This window comes from Rhodococcus sp. NPDC056960 (assembly GCF_042674125.1).
Taxonomy (GTDB): Bacteria; Actinomycetota; Actinomycetes; order Mycobacteriales; family Mycobacteriaceae; genus Rhodococcus_F.
On record NZ_JBHURF010000016.1, the window covers coordinates 149862 to 169938 of the forward strand.

The following is a 20077-nucleotide window of genomic DNA, read 5'->3' on the forward strand; positions in this document are numbered from 1 at the left end:
GAACCCTCAACTTCAACCATAGGGTTACGGCTATGTCAAGTGCTGCTCGACTAGAGCGAAACGCTATGCACCGGCATCGGGATACGCCATTAGGCGCGCCGAGACGCGCCGAGTTATTTGACGAACTCCCCCGCGTCCGCTTCGCGCCCGGGCCCACTGCGGCTCACCGCACCGTCGGCAGGTCGGGACTCGACACGTCGTACGTCTGCCCGGGCTGCGTGAGCAACGGCAACGTGACCGCCGCCTTGCGCTCGGATTTCTCCGTGCCGCCCCACACCACGATCCGGCCGTCGAGCAGCGTCACCGAGATGTCCGAAATCGATTTCGCGGCAACCTGTCCCACCTGACCACGCAGTTGCGGCGGCATCGACTCCAGCACCTCGATGGCCGCCTCCGTCGACGGGTCGCCCCATCCCGGTGTCGCGGTCACCAGTCGCGGGACGCCGGGCGGCGGCGGGGCGATCTCGTAGTCGACGGCCTCGTCGTCGAGAAGGTGGGTACCTCCGGGGGTGTCGATGAACACGACGGGCAGGCGCTCGGTCACCGTCACCCGGATGGTGGACGGGTACACCCGCTGCACCCGCGCGGACGCCACCTTCGGGATCGCCGCGACCCGCTGCGCAGCACCCTCGGTGTCGACACGCAGCAGCGGCTGCCCCTGCGGCACCGCCAGTACCTGCCGAATCTGCTCCTCGGAGATCGACGCCGCACCCGCGACGTCCGTCTTGCGCACCGACAGCAGCGGAGTGAACCACGCGACGAGCCCGAGGGCCACCACCACGACCAGTCCGACGACGCCCATCACGGCCGGGCGTCGGTACCACGGCCGCCGCGGCGCCGCCGCCGCGGACTTCCGTGCCGCCGAGGCGGATTCGCGCGCACGACCGGTTCCGGGATCGGTGGCGGTCGACGTGCGGCGACGCGCAGACGACCGCTCACCCGCCGTCACCCGCGCGCCGGGCGCCTGCCCGGGCCGCGGACTGCGCTGGGAGTCGCGACGGACGGGGCGGTCCGGCCGCTCCGACCGGCCGCGGCGCTCCCGCGTCATCGCGACGGGTGGTGGTGCGGAATCGCACGCAGAGCGTCGAGGATCTGGTTGCCGAGCATCGTCACGTCACCGGCGCCCATGGTGATCACGACGTCGCCGGGTGACGCGAGTGCCGCGACCTGACGCGGCGCCTGCGACAGGTCCGGCTGGTAGTGCACCGGCTTCGTCACCGACAGCGCGACCAGCGCGCCGCTGACACCTGGGAGCGGTTCTTCCCTCGCCCCGTACACGTCGAGCACCATCACTTCGTCGGCGAGGTCGAGTGCGTGCCCGAACTCTTCCGCGAATGTTGCTGTGCGGGAATACAGGTGCGGCTGGAACACCACGATGACCTTGCCGCTGCGCACCGAGTCCTCGGATTCGCGGCGGTCGGCCTCGTGGGGCTGGCGCACCAGATCGGCGGCGGCACCGAGCACGGCCCGGACCTCCGTCGGGTGGTGCGCGTAGTCGTCGAAGACGCGCACCCCGTGCTCGCGGCCGGTGAACTGGAACCGGCGGTGCACTCCACCGAATCCGGCGAGACCTTCGAGGATCTCGTCCACGTCGGCGCCCGCCTCGCGCGCGGAGAGGAGAGCGGCCAGCGCGTTGAGCGCCATGTGCCGGCCGGGCACCCCCATCCGGATCGTCCGCGGCGACTGTTCCCCCGCCAGCTGGAACTGCAGGACTCCGCCCACGTCCCGGGCCTCGAAGCTGAGCAGACGCGCGCCGACCTCGACGCCGTCGACGGCGTCGAACGCGCCGGCGGCGTTCTCCGCGCTCCCGTAGCCGACGACCCGCACCCCGGGCAGTCCGCGCGCGGCGACCCGCTGCGCGAGCGCCGCGGATCCCGGATCGTCGAGACAGGCAACCAGCAGGCCGCCGGGGACGAGCCGCGCCGCGAAGTCGTCGAACACCTGGATGTATGCCTCGGTGCTGCCGAAGTAGTCGAGGTGGTCGGCCTCGACGTTGGTGACGACGACGACGTTCGGCTCGTACTGGAGCAACGAGCCGTCGCTCTCGTCGGCCTCGGCGACGAACACGTCACCGCTGCCGTGATGGGCGTTGGTCCCGGCCTCGTTGAGCTCGCCGCCCACCGCGAACGACGGATCGAAACCGCAGTGCTGCAGCGCCACCACCAGCATCGACGTCGTCGACGTCTTGCCGTGGGTGCCCGACACCAGCAGGGTGCGGTGCCCCTGCATCAGCGCGGCCAGGACCGCGGGTCGCAGGACGACCGGAATCCCGCGCCGGGCCGCCTCCACCAGTTCAGGGTTGTCCTTGGGGATGGCGGCGTGCGTGGTGACCACCATGGTCGGGCCGCCGGGCAGGAGGTCGAGCGCGCCGGCGTCGTGGCCGATCCGGACCTGCGCGCCACGAGCACGCAGAGCGAGCACCCCGCGGCTCTCCTTGGCGTCCGATCCGGACACGAGACCACCCCGGGCCAGCAGGATCCGCGCGATTCCGGACATCCCGGCGCCGCCGATCCCGACCATGTGGACGCGTTCCAACTCCGCGGGCAGGTCGGTCATCGGGTTCCCCTCGTCAGCGCGGCCACGTCGAGCACGATCCGCGCAACCTCGGCGGCTGCGCTGCGGTGACCCGCACCGGCCGCACGTCGTCCCATCTCCTCCAACTGCGCGGGGTCGCGCAGCAGAGGGATCACGGTCTCCGCGACGAATCCGGCGCTCAGGTCTCCGTCGGCCACAATCATTCCACCTCCGGCGGCGACCACCGGTCGGGCGTTCAGTTCCTGCTCGCCGTTGCCGTGCGGCAGCGGCACGTACACCGCGGGAAGACCCACCGCCGACACCTCCGCCACGGTCATCGCACCGGACCGGCAGATCACGGCGTCCGCGGCCGAGTAGGCGAGATCCATCCGCGACAGGTACGGAACGGCCACGTACGGCGGCCCGCCCGGTATCGGGGGAACGTCGAGCGTGTTCTTCGGCCCGTGCGCGTGAAGAACGGCGACACCGGCCGCCGCGAGCGATGCGGCGGCACCCGACACGGCCTCGTTGAGCGACCGGGCGCCCTGCGAACCGCCGAAGACGAGCAGAACCGGACCGTCGGCGGGGAGGCCGAAGTGTGCGCGCGCCTCCGCGCGCAGGGCGGCGCGGTCGAGACCGGTGATGGAGGCCCGGACCGGGATGCCGAGGATCTCGGCGTCCGTGCGACCGCGGGCGGCGACCCCGGAGCCGGCGACCGCGGCGAGGACCCGGGCCGCGCGCCGGGCACCGATCTTGTTCGCGATCCCGGCGCTGGCGTTGGCCTCGTGCACCACGATCGGGATGCGGCGACGACGGCGGAGCAGCCCGGGACCCGCGGCCAGGTACGCGGGCAGGGCCACGTACCCGCCGAACCCGACGACGACATCGGCGCCGGCGGCGTCGAGCACCTCACGGGTCCGGCGGACCGACGCGCGCACGCGGCCGGGAAGCCGTAGCAGGTCGAGGGTGGGTTTGCGGGGCAACGGCACCGGTGGGATGAGCTCGAGTGGATAGCCGCGGTCGGGAACCAGGGTGGTTTCCAGGCCGCGGACCGTGCCGAGGGCCGTCACCACCGCGTTGTCGTCGATCGCCTTGATCGCATCGGCCACGGCCAGAGCCGGTTCGATGTGCCCGGCGGTACCACCGCCGGCCACGATCACCGACAGGGTGGACTTGTCGCCGTTCACCTACGAAATCCTCGCTCTCCTGCTCGGCCACCCGAGCTTCGCTGTTGACGTGCGCCCCGTTCGGAGGTGCGGCCCCTGCCGCGTTCGGGGCGGCCCTTCTCGTATGTGATCGCGCGCGTGCGGGGTGCCATCTCGCGGCCCGCCCGGCGACGCGCCTCGGCCCGGCGCACCGCCTCCGCCCGCGCGGCGTCGGCCCGCACCGGCGAATACGCCTCCGGCTTCCGGAGCCGCAGGAGCCGGCCGAACCGGCCGTCCTGACCGGAGTGCAGCGCCGCGACCGCCTCCGGTTCGTGCCGGGCCGCGTTGGCGACGAGGCCGAACATGAACAGGGTGGTGGCCGTCGACGTTCCGCCCGCCGACACCAGGGGCAACTGCAGGCCGGTGACGGGCAGCAACCCGATCACGTATCCCACGTTGATGAACGCCTGCCCGGTGATCCACACGGTGGCCGTTCCGGTGAGCAGACGAAGGAAGGGGTCGGCGGACCGGGTGGCGATCCGCAGGCCCGTGTACACGAACAGCCCGAACAGTCCGAGGACGGCCGCGCCACCGAGATATCCCAGTTCCTCACCGATGATCGCGAAGATGAAGTCGTTGTGCGCGTTCGGCAGGTAGCTCCACTTCGCGCGGCTCTGGCCCAGTCCCCGTCCGAGGATGCCGCCGTCCGCGAGCGAGTACATCGCCTGCCGGGACTGGTAGCCGATGCCCTGCGGATCGGAACCGGGATTCAGGAACTCGCGGACACGTGCGGAGCGGTAACCGGCGGTGAGCGCGAGGATCGCGATTCCGCCGATACCGGTGCCGACGACGGCGAGGAACAGCTTCAGCGGCAGACCCGCGAACCACAACAGCGCCATCAGGATGATGGCCAGCGACACCGTCGTTCCGAGGTCGGGCTGCAGAATGATGAGGACGAACGCGACGAGCGCGGCCGGAACCAGCGGAACCAGCATGTCCCGGATGCTGGAGATGTCGCTGCGGCGCGACGCCAGAATATGCGCGCCCCAGGCGGCGAGCGCGATCTTGGTGAGCTCGGCCGGCTGCAGCGAGAATCCCGCGATGACGAACCACCCGCGGGTGCCCTGGGACACGGTACCGATGCCGGGGATCAGGACGAGGACCAGCAGGACGATCGTGGCCGCGAACGCCGGGAAGGACAGTGCGCGCATCACCCGCACCGGGATCTGCAGCGCCGCGTAGAACAAGCCGAGCCCGAGTGCCGCGAACAGTGCCTGCCGAGTGAAGAGGGTGTACGCCGAACCGTCCGAGGCGTAGGCCTCGACGCTAGAGGACGACAGCACCATCACCAGGCCGAGCACCGTCAGCAGGAAGGCGATGGTGACGACGAGGTGAAACGACGCCAGTGGCCGGGCGAGCCAGGCCCCGATCCGGGTGCGCGGGCCGCGGGGCGGTGCCGTCCGGGTGCGGGGCCTCGACGGTGCGCGCGCGGCCACCCCCGGGGCGGCGCTGCGGGCCGGGGACCGCCGGCTCTCGGCGACGCGGCGGGTCCGTGCTCCGGCCGAGGTCATCGCAGCGTCCGGGAGATGTCGGACTCGTCGAGCCTGCCGACGGCGTCCGCGAAGCTGCGACCGCGATGGCCGTAGCTGTCGAACATGTCGAGCGACGCGGCCGCGGGTGCCAGCACGACGGAATCCCCTGCCGTTGCCAGGGCCGCCGCCTCCCGCACGACGACACCCATCACGGCATCGCTGTCGGTGTCCGCGGGGAGCACCACCCGGTGCGTCGCGGTCTGCGGAACTGCACTCACTCCTGCATCGTCTCCCGTTTCGACGATGACCACGGGAACCTCGGGGGCGTGTCGCGCAAGGGACTCTGCGATCTGCATCGCATCGCGTCCCAGCAGGACCGCCCCGGCGAGGCGGCCGCCGACCTCCAGAACGAGTTCGTCGACCCGCGCGCCCTTCAGCAGTCCGCCGGCGATCCACACCACGCGGTCGTGAGCGAGGATCGACGGACGGGCGGCATGCGGGTTGGTGGCCTTGGAGTCGTCGACGAACGTCACTCCCCCGACGTCGGCGACGTGCGCCGCCCGGTGCGGGCCCACGACATGGGCGGCCAGACCTGCGGCGACGGCGTCCGCCGCCACGCCGATCGCCCGGGCCAGCGCGGCCGCGGCCAGGGCGTCCATCAGTCCCGCCGGGCCGGCTGGGGTGATCCCTGCGGCCGGGGCCAGCCGCTCGCCGTCGGCGAACGCGCGGTCGACGAGATACCCGTCCTCGACACCGAGTTCTCCCGCGGCCGGCACACCCAGCCGGAAGCCCAGGGTCCGGACCGCGAGGGATGACGAGAAGAGCGAGGACGCGACCGCGTCGTCGAGACCCAGGACCGCAACCTCGCCCGTCAGCGCGCGTGCCTTCGCGTCGATGTACGGCTGCATGCCGCCGTGCCAGTCGAGATGGTCCTCGGCGATGTTGAGGATCGCGCCGGCGGTGGGTCGCACGGAGGGCGCCCAGTGCAGCTGGAACGAGGACAGTTCGACCGCGAGGACCTCCGCACGGGGCTCGGTCCGCCGCAGCGCGTCGAGCACCGGCAGCCCGATGTTGCCGCAGGCGAGGCTGGGCCGCTCGGCCGCTTCGAGGACGGACTGCAGCATCGACGTCGTCGTGGTCTTGCCGTTGGTGCCGGTGACCACCAGCCACTGTCGCGCCGGGCCGTACAGTCCTGCCCGGTCGACATGCCAGGAGAACTCGATGTCTCCCCAGATCGGCACCCCGTCGCCGGCGGCGACGGAGAGCAGCGGGGCGTCCGGGCGGAATCCCGGGCTCGTCACGACCAGCGCGAAGTCGGCGACCCGGTCACGCGCGGCGAGGAGGTCGTCGATCGGGACAGTGGCGGCGCCGAGCCGCGCGCACTCGGCGAGAGCGTCGACGTTCGCGTCGGTGACGGTGACCAGGGCGCCGAGGTCACGAAGGGGCTCGATGGTGGCCCGGCCGGACACACCCGCGCCCGCGACGAGGACGCCACGACCCCGCAACCAGTCGAGCTGTTCCTCTGCCACGCCGTCAGCCCCCGATCGCTGCCAGGTACTCGCTGTAGAACAGCGCGAGGCCGATCGCGGAGGCGATGGCGGCCAGCAACCAGAAGCGGATGATCACCGTGGTTTCCGCCCACCCGGCGAGTTCGAAGTGATGATGGAACGGCGCCATCCGGAACACCCGTCTTCGGCTCGACCGGAACACCGCGACCTGGATCACGACCGATGCCGCCTCGGCGACGAACAGTGCGCCGATCACCACCATCAGCAGTTCGGTGCGCGTGGTGATGGACAGTCCGGCGAGCATGCCGCCGAGCGCCAGCGAACCGGTGTCGCCCATGAAGATCTTCGCGGGCGCCGCGTTCCACCACAGGAATCCGATGCACGCCCCCGCACCGGCCGCGCAGATCAGGGCGAGGTCGAGCGGATCCCGGACGTCGTAGCAGCCCTTGCCGGGGCTCGTCTCGCACGCGTTGCGGTACTGCCAGAACGTGATGATCACGTAGGCCCCGAGCACCAGGCTCATGGAGCCGGCCGCGAGACCGTCGAGGCCGTCGGTGAGGTTGACGGCATTGGACCAGGCGCTCACCAGGAGATAACAGAAGGCGACGAACACGACGGAACCCATCGTGACCGTGGCGATGTCCCGCACGTACGACAGGTGCGCACTGCCGGGGGTCAGATCGTTCGCGCCCCGGAACTGCAGCGCGAGGATGCCGAACGCGACCGCCGCGATCAGCTGCCCCACGAGCTTCGCCGTCTTGTTCAAGCCGAGATTGCGCTGCTTGCGGATCTTGATGAAGTCGTCGAGGAATCCGACCCCGCCGAGCGCGGTGGTGAGTCCGAGAACGAGGAGCCCCGACGCCGACGGCCCGTCCGCGTCGTACCCGATGCCGATCAGGTGCGAACCCCAGTAGCCGGCCCACAGGCCGGCGAGGATGGCGACGCCACCCATCGTCGGGGTCCCGCGCTTCGACTGGTGGCTCGCCGGGCCTTCGACACGGATCTCCTGGCCGAACCCCTGACGGGAGAAGGCCTTGATGAGAACGGGGGTCAGCAGAATCGAGACGGCGAGCGCGATGCCCGCCGCGAAGAGGATCTGTCTCACCGCGTGGCCTCCGAACCCTGCTGTCCCGTGCTTCCCGTCAACACCCTGTCCGCAACCTCCCACAATCCGATGGACTGCGACGCCTTCACCAGCACCAGATCGCCCGGCGCCAGTTGCTCTTCGAGCACTGCGATCGCACCGGCGATGTCGGGAACGAGGATCGACTCCTCACCCCACGACCCCTCCATGACCGCACCCTGGTGCAGCGCGCGGGCGGGCCTGCCGGTTCCGACGACGATCAGTCTGCTCACGTCCAGCCGGACCGCGAACCTGCCTATGGCGTCGTGCTCGACCACTGATTCTGGACCCAGCTCGGCCATTTCGCCGAGCACCGCCCAACTCCGGCGCGCCGCACCCCGGCCCGTCCGGGCCATCGACACCAGCGCTTTCAGGGCCGCACGCATCGAGTCGGGGTTCGCGTTGTACGAATCGTTGACGACGGTCACACCGTCCGGCCGGTCGCGGACATCCATCCGTCGCGCCGAGACCGCGGCGGCACCGGAGAGGGCCTGCGCGATCTGCTCGAGGCCGGCCCCGCATTCGAGTGCCACCGCCGCTGCGGCGAGCGCGTTGCCGACCTGGTGTTCACCGTGCACGGCGAGCTCGACCGGGACGCTGCCCGCCGACGTCGTGAGAGTGAAACGCGCCCTTGCCTTCTCGTCGAGCACGATGTCGGTGGCTCGCACGTGCGCGGACTCCGACCGCCCGACGAAGACCACCCGCGCCGACGTCCGTGGCGCCATGGCCGTCACCAGCGGATCGTCCGCGTTGAGGACCGCGACACCACCCTCGTCCGCCGACGGCAACGATTCCGCGAGTTCACCCTTGGCGGCGGCGATCGCATCACGCGAACCGAATTCGCCGAGGTGCGCCGTTCCGACGTTGAGGATCACCCCGATCTTCGGGGGTGCGATCTCCGCGAGCGAGGCGATGTGACCGCGGTCGCGGGCCGACATCTCCAGGACCAGGTATCCGGTGTCGGAATCCGCGCGGAGCGCGGTCCACGGGTGCCCGAGTTCGTTGTTGAACGATCCGGGCGGCGCGACGACGGCGCCCAGCGGACGCAGGACGGCAGCGAGCAGATCCTTGGTCGACGTCTTTCCCGCCGACCCGGTGACGCCGACGACGGTGAGCCCCTTCGCGGTGAGATCGTCGACGGACGCCCGCGCGAGGGTCGCCAGGGCGGCGAGCACCGCGGCACCCGAGCCGTCGGTGTCGTGCTCGAGCGCCATCGCCCGGCTCGGGACACCCGTCGGCGCCGGGGAGACGACCACGGCGGGCACACCGACCGGACGCGCGGCGAGGACCGCCGCCGCACCGGCCGCGACCGCCGCCGCCGCGTGATCGTGGCCGTCCACGCGGGCGCCGGGCAGCGCGAGGAACAGTCCCCCGGCGGTGACCTTGCGCGAGTCGAACTCGACGGTCCCCGTCACCTCCGCCGAGGGGTCAGGAACGTCGTGCAGCTCGCCGCCCACGATCTCGGCGATGCGAGCGAGTGTCATCGGAATCATTGCGCTCCTCCGACAGTCCGCTCGATCGCGTCGCCCAGTACGTCGCGGTCGTCAAATGGGTACTTCACCCCGTGTATCTCCTGACCGATCTCGTGTCCCTTACCTGCGACGAGAACCACGTCGCCTGCCTGCGCCCAGCCGACGGCGTCGGCGATCGCCTTCGCTCGGTCCGCCACTTCCCACACCTGTCCCCGCTCGGATTCGGGCACCGCGAGGGCGCCCTCGCGGACCGCGGCCCTGATGGCCGCCGGGTCCTCGGTGCGCGGGTTGTCGTCCGTGATGATCAGGAGGTCGGCGCCGCGCGCGGCGGCGGCACCCATCAGCGGCCGCTTGCCCGCGTCGCGGTCACCACCGGCGCCCACGACGACGGCGACGCGACCCCGGGCCTGCTTCCGCAAGGTCGCGATCACGGCCTCGACCGCCGCGGGCTTGTGCGCGTAGTCGACGACGGCGAGGAAATCCTGCCCCCGGTCGATCCGCTGCACCCGGCCCGGTACGTCGACTCCGGCGATGCCCCGGGCGGCATCCCGGGGGTCGACGCCCAGCGCCGCGCACAACGCGACGGCGAGCGCCGCATTCGCGACGTTGTACTGCCCGGGCAGGCGCAGTTCCACGTCGAGTGTCGTGCCCTCCGCGGTGGTGAGGGGGAAGGTCTGCGAGCCGGAGGGCGACACCGTCGCCGGACCGGCGGTCCACACTGCATCCGCTGCGTCCGGGGTGGTGGCGACCGTCGTCACCACGGCGTGCGCGCCGCGTGCGACCTCGGCCATCCTCTGCCCCCACACGTCGTCGACACAGACGACGGCGTGCTGGGCGTGCACGGACGACTCGGCCGCGAAGAGCCGCGCCTTCGCGGCGAAATAGTCTTCGAAGTCGCGGTGGAAATCCAGGTGATCCTGGGAGAGGTTCGTGAACGCGCCCACGTCGAACCGGACCCCGTCGACGCGGCCGAGGGACAGCGCGTGACTGGACACCTCCATGACCACGGTGTCGATTCCCTGCTCGAGCATGACGGCGAACAGTGCGTGGAGTTGCGGCGCCTCGGGGGTGGTCAGGGCGCTCGGCACCCGGCGGCCACTCATCCGGGTCTCGATGGTGCCCACGAGACCGGTCGTCCGGCCCGCCGCGTTGAGCGCGCCTTCGACGAGATACGACGTGGTGGTCTTCCCCGACGTCCCCGTGATCCCGATGACCTGCATCTTCTCGGACGGCCGACCGTAGATGGTGGCGGACAGCTCGCCGAGCACACCCCGCGGGTCGTCGTGGACGAGCACCGGTGTGTCCGACTTCAATTCCGACACCAGCGCGAATCCGGCCTCGTCCGTGAGGATGGCGGTGGCCCCGCGTTCGAGGGCGTCGGCAGCGAACTCGGCGCCGTGCGCGCGGGCTCCGGGAAGCGCCGCGAACAGATCGCCGTCCGTGATCCCCTGGGCGCGCAGATCCACCCCGGTGACGATCACGTCCTCTGCGGCCCCGGTGGGTGCCTCGACCCTCGCTCCGGCGAGCGCTGCCAGAGCGCTCACCGTGGTACGGACCGGCTGGGCGGGGCGAAGACCATCTGAGATCTTCACCTCCGCTGACGCCGACTGCGGGCGGGACGGAACAGGCACCGGGCTCCTCTCGGATGTCGACTCTCACTGACAACGGCGTAGTGCACGGATCGATACAGCGTGCTACCTCGGCAGTTCGGTGTGTCCACGGAAAAATTCCGTGGCCACTGAACGGCCGACGTGTCAGATTACCGTGAGAGCTCCCGGAACCCGATTCGGCCGACCTTCGCTCAATCGGCCTGCAGCACCAGCCTGCGTCCGGGGTCCGGGGACATCGGCACGCTGTCGCGCTGCAACATCCAGGACGCAATGTTGTGGAACAGCGGGGCGGCAGACTGACCGCCGGAGCCGTCCGCGCTGCGTGTGGGTGCGTTGAGCATGATCCCCACGACGTACCGCGGGTTGTCGGCCGGGGCGATCCCGGCGAACGTGATCCAGTAGTTCGAGTTCGAGTAACACTTGCAGGCGGGGTCGACCTGCTGGGCGGTGCCCGTCTTGCCGCTGATCTGGTACCCCTCGACGGCAGCCTGCACCCCGGTGCCCCGCTGGTTGCCGGTGTCGTTCTGAGTGACGGACCGGAACATGTCCCGCACCGTGGCGGCGGTCTGGGGACTGACGACCGTCACCTCCTCGGGCTTCTCGGTCTCCGTCCGGTTCCCCGACGCGTCGACGGTCGCCTTCACGATGCGCGGCGGTATGCGGACCCCGTCGTTGGCGATCGCCTGGTACATGCCGGTCATCTGCAGCAACGTCATCGACAGGCCCTGCCCGATCGGCAGGTTCGCGAACGTGCCCCCGGACCACTGGTCGCGGCTCGGCACGCTGCCCGCGCTCTCACCCGGCAAACCCACGTCGGTGCGCTGGCCCAGACCGAATCTGGACAGCATGTCGGCATAACGGTCTTCGCCGACGCGCTGCGCGAGCATCAGGGTGCCCACGTTCGAGGATTTCCCGAACACACCGGTGGACGTGTACGGGGCGACCCCGTGGTCCCAGGCGTCCTTCACCGACACCCCCGACATCTGAATGCTGCCGGGAACCTCGAGCACCTCGTCGGGTGTGGTCAGCCCGTATTCGATCGCGGCCGACGCGGTGACGATCTTGTTGACGGAACCCGGTTCGAACGGCGTGCTGACCGGCAGGTTGCCCATCTCGACCGTGCGGGGATTGTTGCCCACCCCGATCGCCGGATTGAACGTGCTGTCGTTCGACATCGCGAGCACCTCACCGGTGTGCGAGTCGAGCACGACCGCCGACGCGTCCTTCGCGCCGGACTTGTCCTTGGCCATCTGCACCTGCTGCTGGACGTAGTACTGCAGGTCGGAGTCGATGGTGAGCTCGACGCTCGACCCGTCCACCGCGGGTTGCTTGTCGCGCCAGCTGCCCGGGATCACCGCACCGTCGGACCCTCGGTCGTAGGTCTGGGAGCCGTCCGTGCCGGCGAGGGTGGAGTCGAGCGAGTCCTCGAGGCCGAGCAGCCCGTGCCCGTCCCAGCCGGTGGCGCCGACGAGGTTCGCGGCGAGCGAGCCGCCCGGGTACTCGCGGATGTCCTGCCGCTCGAGACCGACTTCCGGAAACGCATCGCTGATCTGCGCCGCGACCGCGGGGTCCACGCTGCGGGCGAGATAGACGAAGGTGTCGTCGCCGTGCAGTTTCTCCTTCAGATCCTTCTCGGGTGCGGCGTCACCGAGCTTGTCGTGGATCTCTTTCGCGATCGCGTCCAGGCGGGTGTCGACGTCGGGGGCGGTGTCGCTCTTCGCCTTCGCCTCCTCGAGTTCCTTCCGCACGCGTGCGGGCTGGAACGTCAGCGCCTTCGCTTCCATCGTGAACGCGATCGGGTTGGCGTTGCGGTCGGTGATCGACCCGCGCAGCGCCGGGTCCACCTCGGTGGTCGTGCGCTGATTCGCCGCCTCCGCCGACAGTTGCGGGGCGTCGATGACCTGAATCCACAAGAGTTGCAGCGCGGCGAGGCCGAGCGCCAAGAACATCAGTCCGCGTCCCCACATTTGCCTGAACGGAAAGGACGCGGTCCCGGCACCCGTGCGGGGCCGGGGACGACTTCTCGGTGCGTTTCGGCTCACCGGCGACCGCCGGACGGTGGAGCCGTCGTCGGTGCGGTGGTCGAGGGGATCACGGGAACCAATTGTTCACCCTGCGCCTGGATCTCCGTGCCATTGCCGGGCTGCGGCGTGGCGCGCGGTGACTGCGTGGTGGTCCCCCGGTTCGGGGCGGTCGCGACGGAACTTCCGGCTCCGGCGGACGGCGCGGCGACGTCCAGCGGCGGCACGGGCGCACCCGATGCCGGGGCGGGCTTTCCGACGACCTCGACGCTGCCGTCGGCGTGGACGACGAGCCTGGCCGGATCGTTGGCGGGCACCATGCCGAGTTTGGCCGCTTCCTCTGCCAGCTTCGGGGCGGAGTTGGCCGTCTCGACGTCACGCTGGAGCGCCGCCTTTTCCTCCGCGAGCGACTGGTTGTGGGCGCGTGCGGCACTCAGCTGGTACGAATCCTCGGCGGAACGCGTCGTCAGGAGCAGCGTGACGGCCAGGCCCATGGCGAGCAGAACGAGGATCGTCGCCACGAACGGGATGCGGGCGGTGAGCGTGCCGGTGCGATTCCGACCGGAGACGGCGACGCCGGAACCGTTGTGCACGGCCGCGCGCTGGGTGCGCTTCTTGTACGCACGTTCAGCCGCGCCCGACCGGTTGTCCGCCCGCGCGGGCCGCATCTCGGTGGAACTCAACTGAACCGTCATGCCGCGGACCTCCTGGCAATTCTTTCTGCAGCGCGCAAACGCACCGGGGCTGATCGTGGGTTCTCTTCGACTTCCTGCTCGGACGCCCGCTCCGCCCCTCGCGTGAGGATCCGGAACTCCGGTCCCATCCCGGGTAGTTCGACGGGAAGCCCCTCCGGGCTCTTCGACTTGGACCTGGGAGTGATTTCCTGCTTGACGACCCGGTCTTCCAGGGATTGGTACGACATGAACACGACGCGTCCCCCGACGGTCAACGCGTCGAGTGCAGCCGGTACCGCGGCGCGCAGGGAATCGAGCTCGCCGTTGACCTCCACTCGAAGGGCTTGGAACGTCCGCTTCGCGGGATGTCCCCCGGTGCGGCGGGTCGCCGCAGGTATGGTGCGGTACAGCAGTTCGACCAGCGCAGCGCTGGTGGTGAACGGCTCCTTCGCGCGCTGACGGACGATCTCCGACGCGATCTTCCCTGCGAAGCGTTCCTCGCCGTAGGTGCTGAGAATCCGGGCGAGATCGCCGTGACCGTAGGTGTTGAGCACTTCCGCCGCGGTGATGCCGGTGGTCGGGTCCATCCGCATGTCGAGGGGTGCGTCGATCGAGTACGCGAACCCGCGGTCGGATTCGTCCAGCTGCATCGACGAGACGCCGAGGTCGAAGAGGATGCCGTGCACCGATTCCTGGGCGGGAAGGCCGGCCTGGGTGAGCGCATCCTCGATGCCGTCGTAGCGGGTGTGCACGAAGGTGATCCGGTCGGCGAACGGGGCGAGCCGGCCGCCGGCGATCTCCAGCGCGTGCGGATCGCGGTCGAGCGCGACGAGCCTCAGCTGGGGGTAGGTCCGCAGGAAGTGCTCGGAGTGTCCGCCGAGACCGAGGGTCGCGTCGATCATGACCGCTCCCCCGCCCTGCGGGTCGTTGGCGGTGAGGGCAGGGCCCAGGAGTTCGTCTGCGCGGTGAAGCAATACTGGAATGTGACCGAAACCGTCGGCGGGCGAGGAATCTTCCCCCTCGTGATCCACCATGGTCCCTCCGGCTCCTGCTCTGCGGTGCGGGTGAACGTTCCCGGTACCGGGGTCCACTTCTCGAACTTCTCGTGTCGGCCAGTCGCCGTGGCGAATGCTTCGAGGTCCCTGCCCGAAATGGAAACCTGGCGCTGGGGAAGTGCGTCAGGGTTCCGTCGGACAGAGGCCTCGCGGCATTCGCGAGGACGCGGTCACGCTCAGACGATGTCGCCGAGCGCGACTCCTGTTGCCTGCGAGTAGTTCTCCTCGTTCGCCTCGACGTAGGTCTGCCAGGCTTGCGCATCCCAGATTTCGAGGAAATCGACCGAACCGATCACTACGCAGTCCTTGGAGAGACCCGCGTAACGACGGTGATCTGCCGAGAGGGTGATGCGCCCCTGGGCATCTGCGTGCTGCTCGTCGGTACCCGCCGCCAATCCACGAACGAAGGCCCGCGCCTCCGGATCGCTTCTCGACGCGGCCGCGGCCTTGCGTGCAAGAGCTGTGAACTCTTCTCGGGGATACACCGCGAGGCTGTGATCCTGACCCTTGGTGACCATCAACCCTCCCGCCAGCGCATCCCGGAACTTTGCGGGCAACGTGAGCCGCCCCTTGTCGTCGAGCTTCGGCGTGTAGGTACCGAGAAACACTCGACACCTCCCACCGCGTTCATATCGAACGCCGCTTGGCCGGGCGGTTCACCTTCGCTCCCCGCTGCGCACCACAGTACCCCACTTCCCCCCACTCACAAGGTGGATAACGGCGTGTTGCACCGCAATTTGCCCGATACTTGCTGGTCAACGCTAATTGCGAAGGGTGGGGGGAAATTCCCGACGTGATCGCCGACACGCGCGCGGCCGGCCGGCGACCACCTCACAACAGAGCCGGATACGACAAAAGGCCTGGTGAAGGCCTAATCGAACGCGACGAGCTGCCCGCCTCACCACCCCCGGCGGAGCCGATGGGGGAAAGTGGGGAAACGAGGTGGGTGACGGTGGGGATTCGCGACCGGGAGCGTTCACTGGCCCCACCGAAATCGCCCCGGCGAATTGCGCGGGGTCGTGCGGGCAGGCGCTTCCCGGAAACAGCATCGGCGGCGTGGCATTGACATGCCACGCCGCCGATAATGCCGAGCGGGTTGTTACTACTCCTGCTCGAACCTCTTCTTGAAGCGGTCTTCCATTCGCGACGAGAATCCGCCACTCTTGCGCCCGCTTCGGGGCTTACCGCGATCGGCACGACCGGTCTCGCCTTGCGCGGTCGAGCCACCACGCGAAGACTGGCCGGACTTGCTCTTTCCTCCACCCCACAGGAGGAGGACTCCGGCACCGAACATGACGATGAAACCGATCAGGCTGATGACGGGAAAACCGCCCGGCTTGATCGGAAGGGCGACGCCGGCGATGAGCAGGACCAGCCCCAGAACGAACAGGGCCACCGCCTGCAATCGACGACGACTCGATGCCGCACGCATGCGACCGCCTCGCACAGTGGAGGCGAATTTGGGATCCTCGGCGTAGAGAGCGCTCTCGATCTGGTCGAGCATGCGCTGCTCGTGCTCGGAGAGTGGCACGGTACCTCCCCCGGCACTGGAGTGTTGGCCACCGCCTCACGGTGCGAGACGGTGGGTAACCGACTTTGGCGGCTACCTAGATTCAATAATACGAGCAGTTCGACCCCCGTACCACCTACTCCGCGTACGAGTTCGCCACCAACCTTACGGACTCCCGCACCGAACCCCGTTCGGGGCACCGCAATGTCGTGCACGCCTCACCGTTTCCCGGCCTTTTCCGGTCGCCACACGGCTATGACGCCTGCAGATCGAGACCTGCGCCACGTCCGATGCGATCTTCGACGGCCTGCAGAAAGCGCCCGACCTCCACGAAGAACTCGTCGGCCTCGAGATCCGTGAGCGTCCGCGTCATACCCGCCTCGATCGCGGCCCGCGTGGGCGAGTGACCCGCGAAATAGTCGGCCCAGTTCGCGAACTCCGGGGCCGCGGCGGCCATGAGAACCCACGCGTTCCGCGTTCGTGTCCGCTTGCTCCCCGCCGCCAGGCCCTCCGCCGCGGCCAGCACCGCGCCCGCGCCCCGCAGCGCGGCCAGATACGCACTGTGGAATCGGTCCGCCGCCGCGCCGGCCCCCACCGACTGGGCCAGCAGGGCGTCGGCGCGATCGAGCAGCGTCGAACCGCGCCGGGAGGCCGGGTGGCGTACATCGCCCGGGCGGCGCGAGTTCCCAGAGGTCGGTCCCGTGACCGGGTTGGTCATCACTTCGAACACCTCCAAAACCCCGGTGCAACCACCCCGCCGGGCGTAGTCAGGTCGTGAGTTCGGGGACCGGCGATGCTCGCTTCCCTCGAGCATCGCCGGATCCCCGCTATCGAACATCCGTTCGACCTATTCAATATAGCTGGACCCACCGACACATCGTCAAGAGAAAGGTGAGACCGGTCGACACGAACGCTGACCAGACTCCGCTCGTGGTCGAACTCTCGGCCGCCGAGTTCCGCGACCGCCTGCACGAGGCGCTGTCGATCTACGTCGCCGCCATGGGCTATCCCCACGGCACCGAGTACCACCGGGCACCGATGTGGAACGAGCACGTGCAGCGATCCGGGTGGCGTGGCGTCGGCGCGCTCGTCCCGGCCGGCGACGGCTCCGCCGACGGCGAGGCCGCCCGCCTCGTGGCCGTCGCCTACGGCTACCGTGGCGCACCCGAACAGTGGTGGCACCAGCAGGTCCGGTCCGGTCTGCGCCACACGGGGTGGTCCCGCGACCAGATCGACGTGATCCTCGGCAACTACTTCGAACTCACCGAACTGCACGTCCACCCCGACGCCCAGGGACACCGGCTCGGCGAGACCCTCCTCCTCCGTCTCCTCGACCGGCGACCCGAACGGGGTGTGCTGCTCTCCACGCCGGAAGTCGCGGACGAGGACAACCGCGCGTGGCGGCTCTACCGGCGCCTCGGCTTCAGAGATGTGCTGCGCCACTTCCGGTTCGCCGGGGACAACCGGCCCTTCGCGGTGCTGGGTCGCGGGCTTCCGCTGTGATCGACACGGTGGTGGTCGGTTCGGGACACAACGCCCTCGTGTCGGCGTGCTATCTCGCGCGGTCCGGGTGGTCGGTCGAGGTGATCGAACGCGACACCGTTCTCGGCGGTGCGGTGTCGACGGTGGAGCGCTTTCCCGGATACAAGGTCGACCGCGGGTCGTCCGCCCACATCATGGTCCGACACACCGGGATCGTCGAGGAACTCGATCTCGGCGCGCACGGCCTGCGGTACCTCGACTGCGATCCGTGGGCGTTCGCCCCGGCCCCCGCGGGCACGGACCGGCCCGGGATCGTCTTCCGCCGTAGCCTCGACGAGACCTGCCGCTCGATCGAGGAGTCCTGCGGAGCGGCGGACGCCGATGCATACCGCCGGTTCGTGGACGTGTGGGGTCCGCGCAGCGCACGCGTGATGCGTGCGTTCTCGAAGCCGCCGACAGCGCCCGCGCTGCTCTCGTCGTTCTGGGGACTCGACACCGGCGACGGCGGCAGCGACCTCTCCCGGCAGTTCCTCGGTTCCGGCGACGCACTGCTCGACGAATACTTCGACGACGAACGGCTCAAGGCCGCCCTCGCGTGGTTCGGCGCCCAGTCCGGCCCGCCGATGTCGGAGCCGGGAACGGCACCGATGGTCGGGTTCGCCGCCCTGATGCACACCGTTCCGCCCGGCCGCGCCGTCGGCGGCAGCGGCGCCCTGACCGCGGCGCTCGCGTCCCGGCTGAGGTCCGATGCCGGCACGGTGACGCTCGGCGACTCGGTCACGTCACTGAGCCGGGACGGCGGCACCTGGACGACACGGACGTCGTCGGGCCGCGAGATCCGCTCCCGCACGGTGGTCGCGGGCTGTCATGTGCTGACGACCCTCGGCCTTCTCGAACGAGGCGGCTTCGACCCGCAGACCCTCGCCCGGTGGCGTCGCCGGATCCGCGTCGGCCCGGGAATCGGGATGGTGGTGCGGCTCGCCACCGACGCCCTCCCCGCCTACCCGAGTGCGCCCGGGGACTCGGTGACTCACGGGCTCCAGCTACTGGTGTCCGATCGGGCACACCTGCGGCTCGCGCACGGCGCCGCCCTGGCCGGGGAGCTTCCGCCGCGACCGGCGGTCCTGGGAATGAGCTTCAGCGGCCTCGATCCCACCATCGCACCCCCGGGCAGGCACCAGGTGACGCTGTGGTCGCAGTGGCAGCCCTACCGGCTGAGCGGCGGGCGGCGGTGGCGCGACGTCGCCCAGTCGGAGGCCGACCGGATCGTCGCGGAGATCGACACGCTCGCACCCGGTTTCACAGAGTCTGTCCTCGACCGGCACGTGCAGTCGCCGCAGGACCTCGAGGACGAGATGGGGTTGCTCGGCGGCAACGTCATGCACGTCGAGATGTCGTTGGACCAGATGATGATGTGGCGCCCGCTCCCCGAACTGTCTGGACACCGGGTTCCCGGCGCCGACCGCCTGTACCTGACGGGGGCGTCGACGCATCCGGGCGGTGGGGTGTCCGGCGCGAGTGGCCGCAGCGCCGCACGCGTCGCGCTCCACGACGACCGGAGGGGTCTGGCGCGGGTGTGGCGCCGGCGATGACCTCCCGCGTTCCCGTCGTCCTCGCGGGCGCGGCGATCGCGGCGCAGATCCTCTACCCCCTGGTGCACGGCGGAACCCGCGACGTCGTCACGGTGTGCGTGGTCGCGCTGCTCGCCGCGACGGCCGTCACCCATGCCACGGTGACCCGGGGCGGACGGTGGGCGGCCGGACTGGTGGTCGTGACCGCGGGGCTGGGTCTCGTCTCCGAGGTCGGCGGAACGGCCACCGGCTTCCCGTACGGATGCTACGACTACGCCGTCGACCGGCTCGGGCCCGCACTCGCCGGGGTTCCCCTCGTCGTGCCGTTCGCCTGGACGGCCGGCTTCTACCCCGTGTGGTGTGCGGCGTCGGTGCTCGCGCGCGGCCCGCACCGGCGGGCTGCCCGGATCGCGCTGACGACCGTCGGGGTGGTCGGCTGGGATCTGTATCTGGACCCGCAGATGGTCGCGGACGGCCAGTGGCACTGGTGCGTGACGGACGCCGGACTGCCGGGCATCGAGCACATTCCGCTGACGAACTACGCGGGGTGGCTTCTCGTCGCGGCCGTGATGGCGATCGCCGTCGACGGGATCGATCGTCGTCTCGGCACCGGCACCCGGCACCGCGACGGCGTCCCGATCGGAGTGTTCGTATGGACGTGGCTGGGTTCGGCGCTTGCCCACACGGTCTTCCTGCTCGCCCCCGAGTTGCGGTATTCCGCGGTCTACGGGTGGTGTGCGATGGGAATCCTGGGTGTTCCCCTGCTCGTGACGCTGCTGCGGCCGCGCTCCCGGCGACCCCGGGGCCACGACACGCACCCTCACGCCTGACACCGAACCACTCCCCTGGCACGATACGAC

General features: G+C 70.1%; 17 protein-coding genes. 3 read left to right on the top strand and 14 right to left on the bottom strand.

The genetic code is table 11. From position 1 onward, the window contains the following. Positions 1–163: 163 nt before the first annotated feature. From ACFTWF_RS25595 to ACFTWF_RS25660, 14 genes are all read right to left on the bottom strand, one after another. Entirely contained in the window at positions 164–1048 is an 885-nt protein-coding gene (locus ACFTWF_RS25595) for a cell division protein FtsQ/DivIB (RefSeq protein WP_378463956.1), read from the bottom strand. Continuing rightward, entirely contained in the window at positions 1045–2556 is a 1512-nt protein-coding gene (gene murC, locus ACFTWF_RS25600; RefSeq protein WP_378463957.1) for a UDP-N-acetylmuramate--L-alanine ligase, read from the bottom strand. The genes ACFTWF_RS25595 and murC overlap by 4 nt, the downstream gene beginning before the upstream one ends. Then, positions 2553–3701 (bottom strand): undecaprenyldiphospho-muramoylpentapeptide beta-N-acetylglucosaminyltransferase, encoded by a 1149-nt coding sequence (gene murG / locus ACFTWF_RS25605; protein ID WP_378463958.1) that lies wholly within the window; start codon positions 3699–3701, stop codon positions 2553–2555. Before murG ends, murC begins: the two co-directional genes overlap by 4 nt. Further along, positions 3698–5230 carry a putative lipid II flippase FtsW gene (gene ftsW / locus ACFTWF_RS25610; protein WP_378463959.1) on the bottom strand — a complete coding sequence of 511 codons (1533 nt, stop codon included), beginning with the start codon at positions 5228–5230 and terminating at the stop codon, positions 3698–3700. The genes murG and ftsW overlap by 4 nt, the downstream gene beginning before the upstream one ends. Beyond that, positions 5227–6720, bottom strand: a complete 1494-nt coding sequence (gene murD, locus ACFTWF_RS25615; protein WP_378463960.1) for a UDP-N-acetylmuramoyl-L-alanine--D-glutamate ligase — start codon at positions 6718–6720, stop codon at positions 5227–5229. Before murD ends, ftsW begins: the two co-directional genes overlap by 4 nt. 4 nt (positions 6721–6724) lie before the next feature. Continuing rightward, positions 6725–7804 (bottom strand): phospho-N-acetylmuramoyl-pentapeptide-transferase, encoded by a 1080-nt coding sequence (mraY, locus tag ACFTWF_RS25620; protein WP_185724429.1) that lies wholly within the window; start codon positions 7802–7804, stop codon positions 6725–6727. Beyond that, positions 7801–9315 (bottom strand): UDP-N-acetylmuramoyl-tripeptide--D-alanyl-D-alanine ligase, encoded by a 1515-nt coding sequence (murF, locus tag ACFTWF_RS25625; RefSeq protein ID WP_378463961.1) that lies wholly within the window; start codon positions 9313–9315, stop codon positions 7801–7803. The genes mraY and murF overlap by 4 nt, the downstream gene beginning before the upstream one ends. Then, the gene (locus ACFTWF_RS25630; RefSeq protein ID WP_378463962.1) at positions 9312–10925 is read right to left on the bottom strand and encodes a UDP-N-acetylmuramoyl-L-alanyl-D-glutamate--2,6-diaminopimelate ligase; all 1614 of its coding nucleotides are present in this window, start codon (positions 10923–10925) and stop codon (positions 9312–9314) included. Before ACFTWF_RS25630 ends, murF begins: the two co-directional genes overlap by 4 nt. Before the next feature lie 170 nt (positions 10926–11095). Further along, positions 11096–12946, bottom strand: a complete 1851-nt coding sequence (locus ACFTWF_RS25635; protein ID WP_378463963.1) for a peptidoglycan D,D-transpeptidase FtsI family protein — start codon at positions 12944–12946, stop codon at positions 11096–11098. After that, positions 12943–13620, bottom strand: a complete 678-nt coding sequence (locus tag ACFTWF_RS25640; RefSeq protein ID WP_378463964.1) for a hypothetical protein — start codon at positions 13618–13620, stop codon at positions 12943–12945. The genes ACFTWF_RS25635 and ACFTWF_RS25640 overlap by 4 nt, the downstream gene beginning before the upstream one ends. Beyond that, a complete protein-coding gene (rsmH, locus tag ACFTWF_RS25645) occupies positions 13617–14633 on the bottom strand; it encodes a 16S rRNA (cytosine(1402)-N(4))-methyltransferase RsmH (protein ID WP_378463965.1) in 1017 nt (338 codons plus the stop codon). Before rsmH ends, ACFTWF_RS25640 begins: the two co-directional genes overlap by 4 nt. 197 nt (positions 14634–14830) lie before the next feature. After that, positions 14831–15262: a division/cell wall cluster transcriptional repressor MraZ gene (mraZ, locus tag ACFTWF_RS25650; RefSeq protein WP_378463966.1), complete on the bottom strand. Its 432-nt coding sequence runs from the start codon at positions 15260–15262 to the stop codon at positions 14831–14833. A 494-nt stretch (positions 15263–15756) separates the two neighbouring features. After that, on the bottom strand, positions 15757–16185 hold the full coding sequence (locus ACFTWF_RS25655; RefSeq protein WP_073365914.1) for a DUF3040 domain-containing protein: 429 nt from the start codon (positions 16183–16185) through the stop codon (positions 15757–15759). A gap of 232 nt (positions 16186–16417) precedes the next feature. Then, the gene (locus tag ACFTWF_RS25660) at positions 16418–16882 is read right to left on the bottom strand and encodes an SAV_6107 family HEPN domain-containing protein (protein WP_378463967.1); all 465 of its coding nucleotides are present in this window, start codon (positions 16880–16882) and stop codon (positions 16418–16420) included. Positions 16883–17055: 173 nt separating this feature from the next. Between ACFTWF_RS25660 and ACFTWF_RS25665 the strand changes: the two genes are divergently transcribed. From ACFTWF_RS25665 to ACFTWF_RS25675, 3 genes are read left to right on the top strand one after another with little or no spacing between them, the layout of a single operon-like run. Next, a complete protein-coding gene (locus ACFTWF_RS25665; RefSeq protein WP_378463968.1) occupies positions 17056–17667 on the top strand; it encodes a GNAT family N-acetyltransferase in 612 nt (203 codons plus the stop codon). Beyond that, complete coding sequence (locus ACFTWF_RS25670; RefSeq protein ID WP_378463969.1) at positions 17664–19238, top strand: phytoene desaturase family protein; 1575 nt, start codon at positions 17664–17666, stop codon at positions 19236–19238. Before ACFTWF_RS25665 ends, ACFTWF_RS25670 begins: the two co-directional genes overlap by 4 nt. Then, positions 19235–20047, top strand: a complete 813-nt coding sequence (locus ACFTWF_RS25675) for a carotenoid biosynthesis protein (protein ID WP_378463970.1) — start codon at positions 19235–19237, stop codon at positions 20045–20047. The genes ACFTWF_RS25670 and ACFTWF_RS25675 overlap by 4 nt, the downstream gene beginning before the upstream one ends. The last annotated feature ends 30 nt before the right edge of the window (positions 20048–20077 follow it).

What these genes read in the sequence shown, in the direction of transcription:
- murC (WP_378463957.1), bottom strand. Translation starts at nt 2,556, where the DNA reads ATGACCGACCTGCCCGCGGAGTTGGAACGCGTCCACATGGTCGGGATC.
- murF (WP_378463961.1), bottom strand. Translation starts at nt 9,315, where the DNA reads ATGATTCCGATGACACTCGCTCGCATCGCCGAGATCGTGGGCGGCGAG.
- rsmH (WP_378463965.1), bottom strand. Translation starts at nt 14,633, where the DNA reads ATGGTGGATCACGAGGGGGAAGATTCCTCGCCCGCCGACGGTTTCGGT.
- ACFTWF_RS25675 (WP_378463970.1), top strand. Translation starts at nt 19,235, where the DNA reads ATGACCTCCCGCGTTCCCGTCGTCCTCGCGGGCGCGGCGATCGCGGCG.
- ACFTWF_RS25660 (WP_378463967.1), bottom strand. Translation starts at nt 16,882, where the DNA reads ATGACCAACCCGGTCACGGGACCGACCTCTGGGAACTCGCGCCGCCCG.
- ACFTWF_RS25640 (WP_378463964.1), bottom strand. Translation starts at nt 13,620, where the DNA reads ATGACGGTTCAGTTGAGTTCCACCGAGATGCGGCCCGCGCGGGCGGAC.
- ACFTWF_RS25595 (WP_378463956.1), bottom strand. Translation starts at nt 1,048, where the DNA reads ATGACGCGGGAGCGCCGCGGCCGGTCGGAGCGGCCGGACCGCCCCGTC.
- ftsW (WP_378463959.1), bottom strand. Translation starts at nt 5,230, where the DNA reads ATGACCTCGGCCGGAGCACGGACCCGCCGCGTCGCCGAGAGCCGGCGG.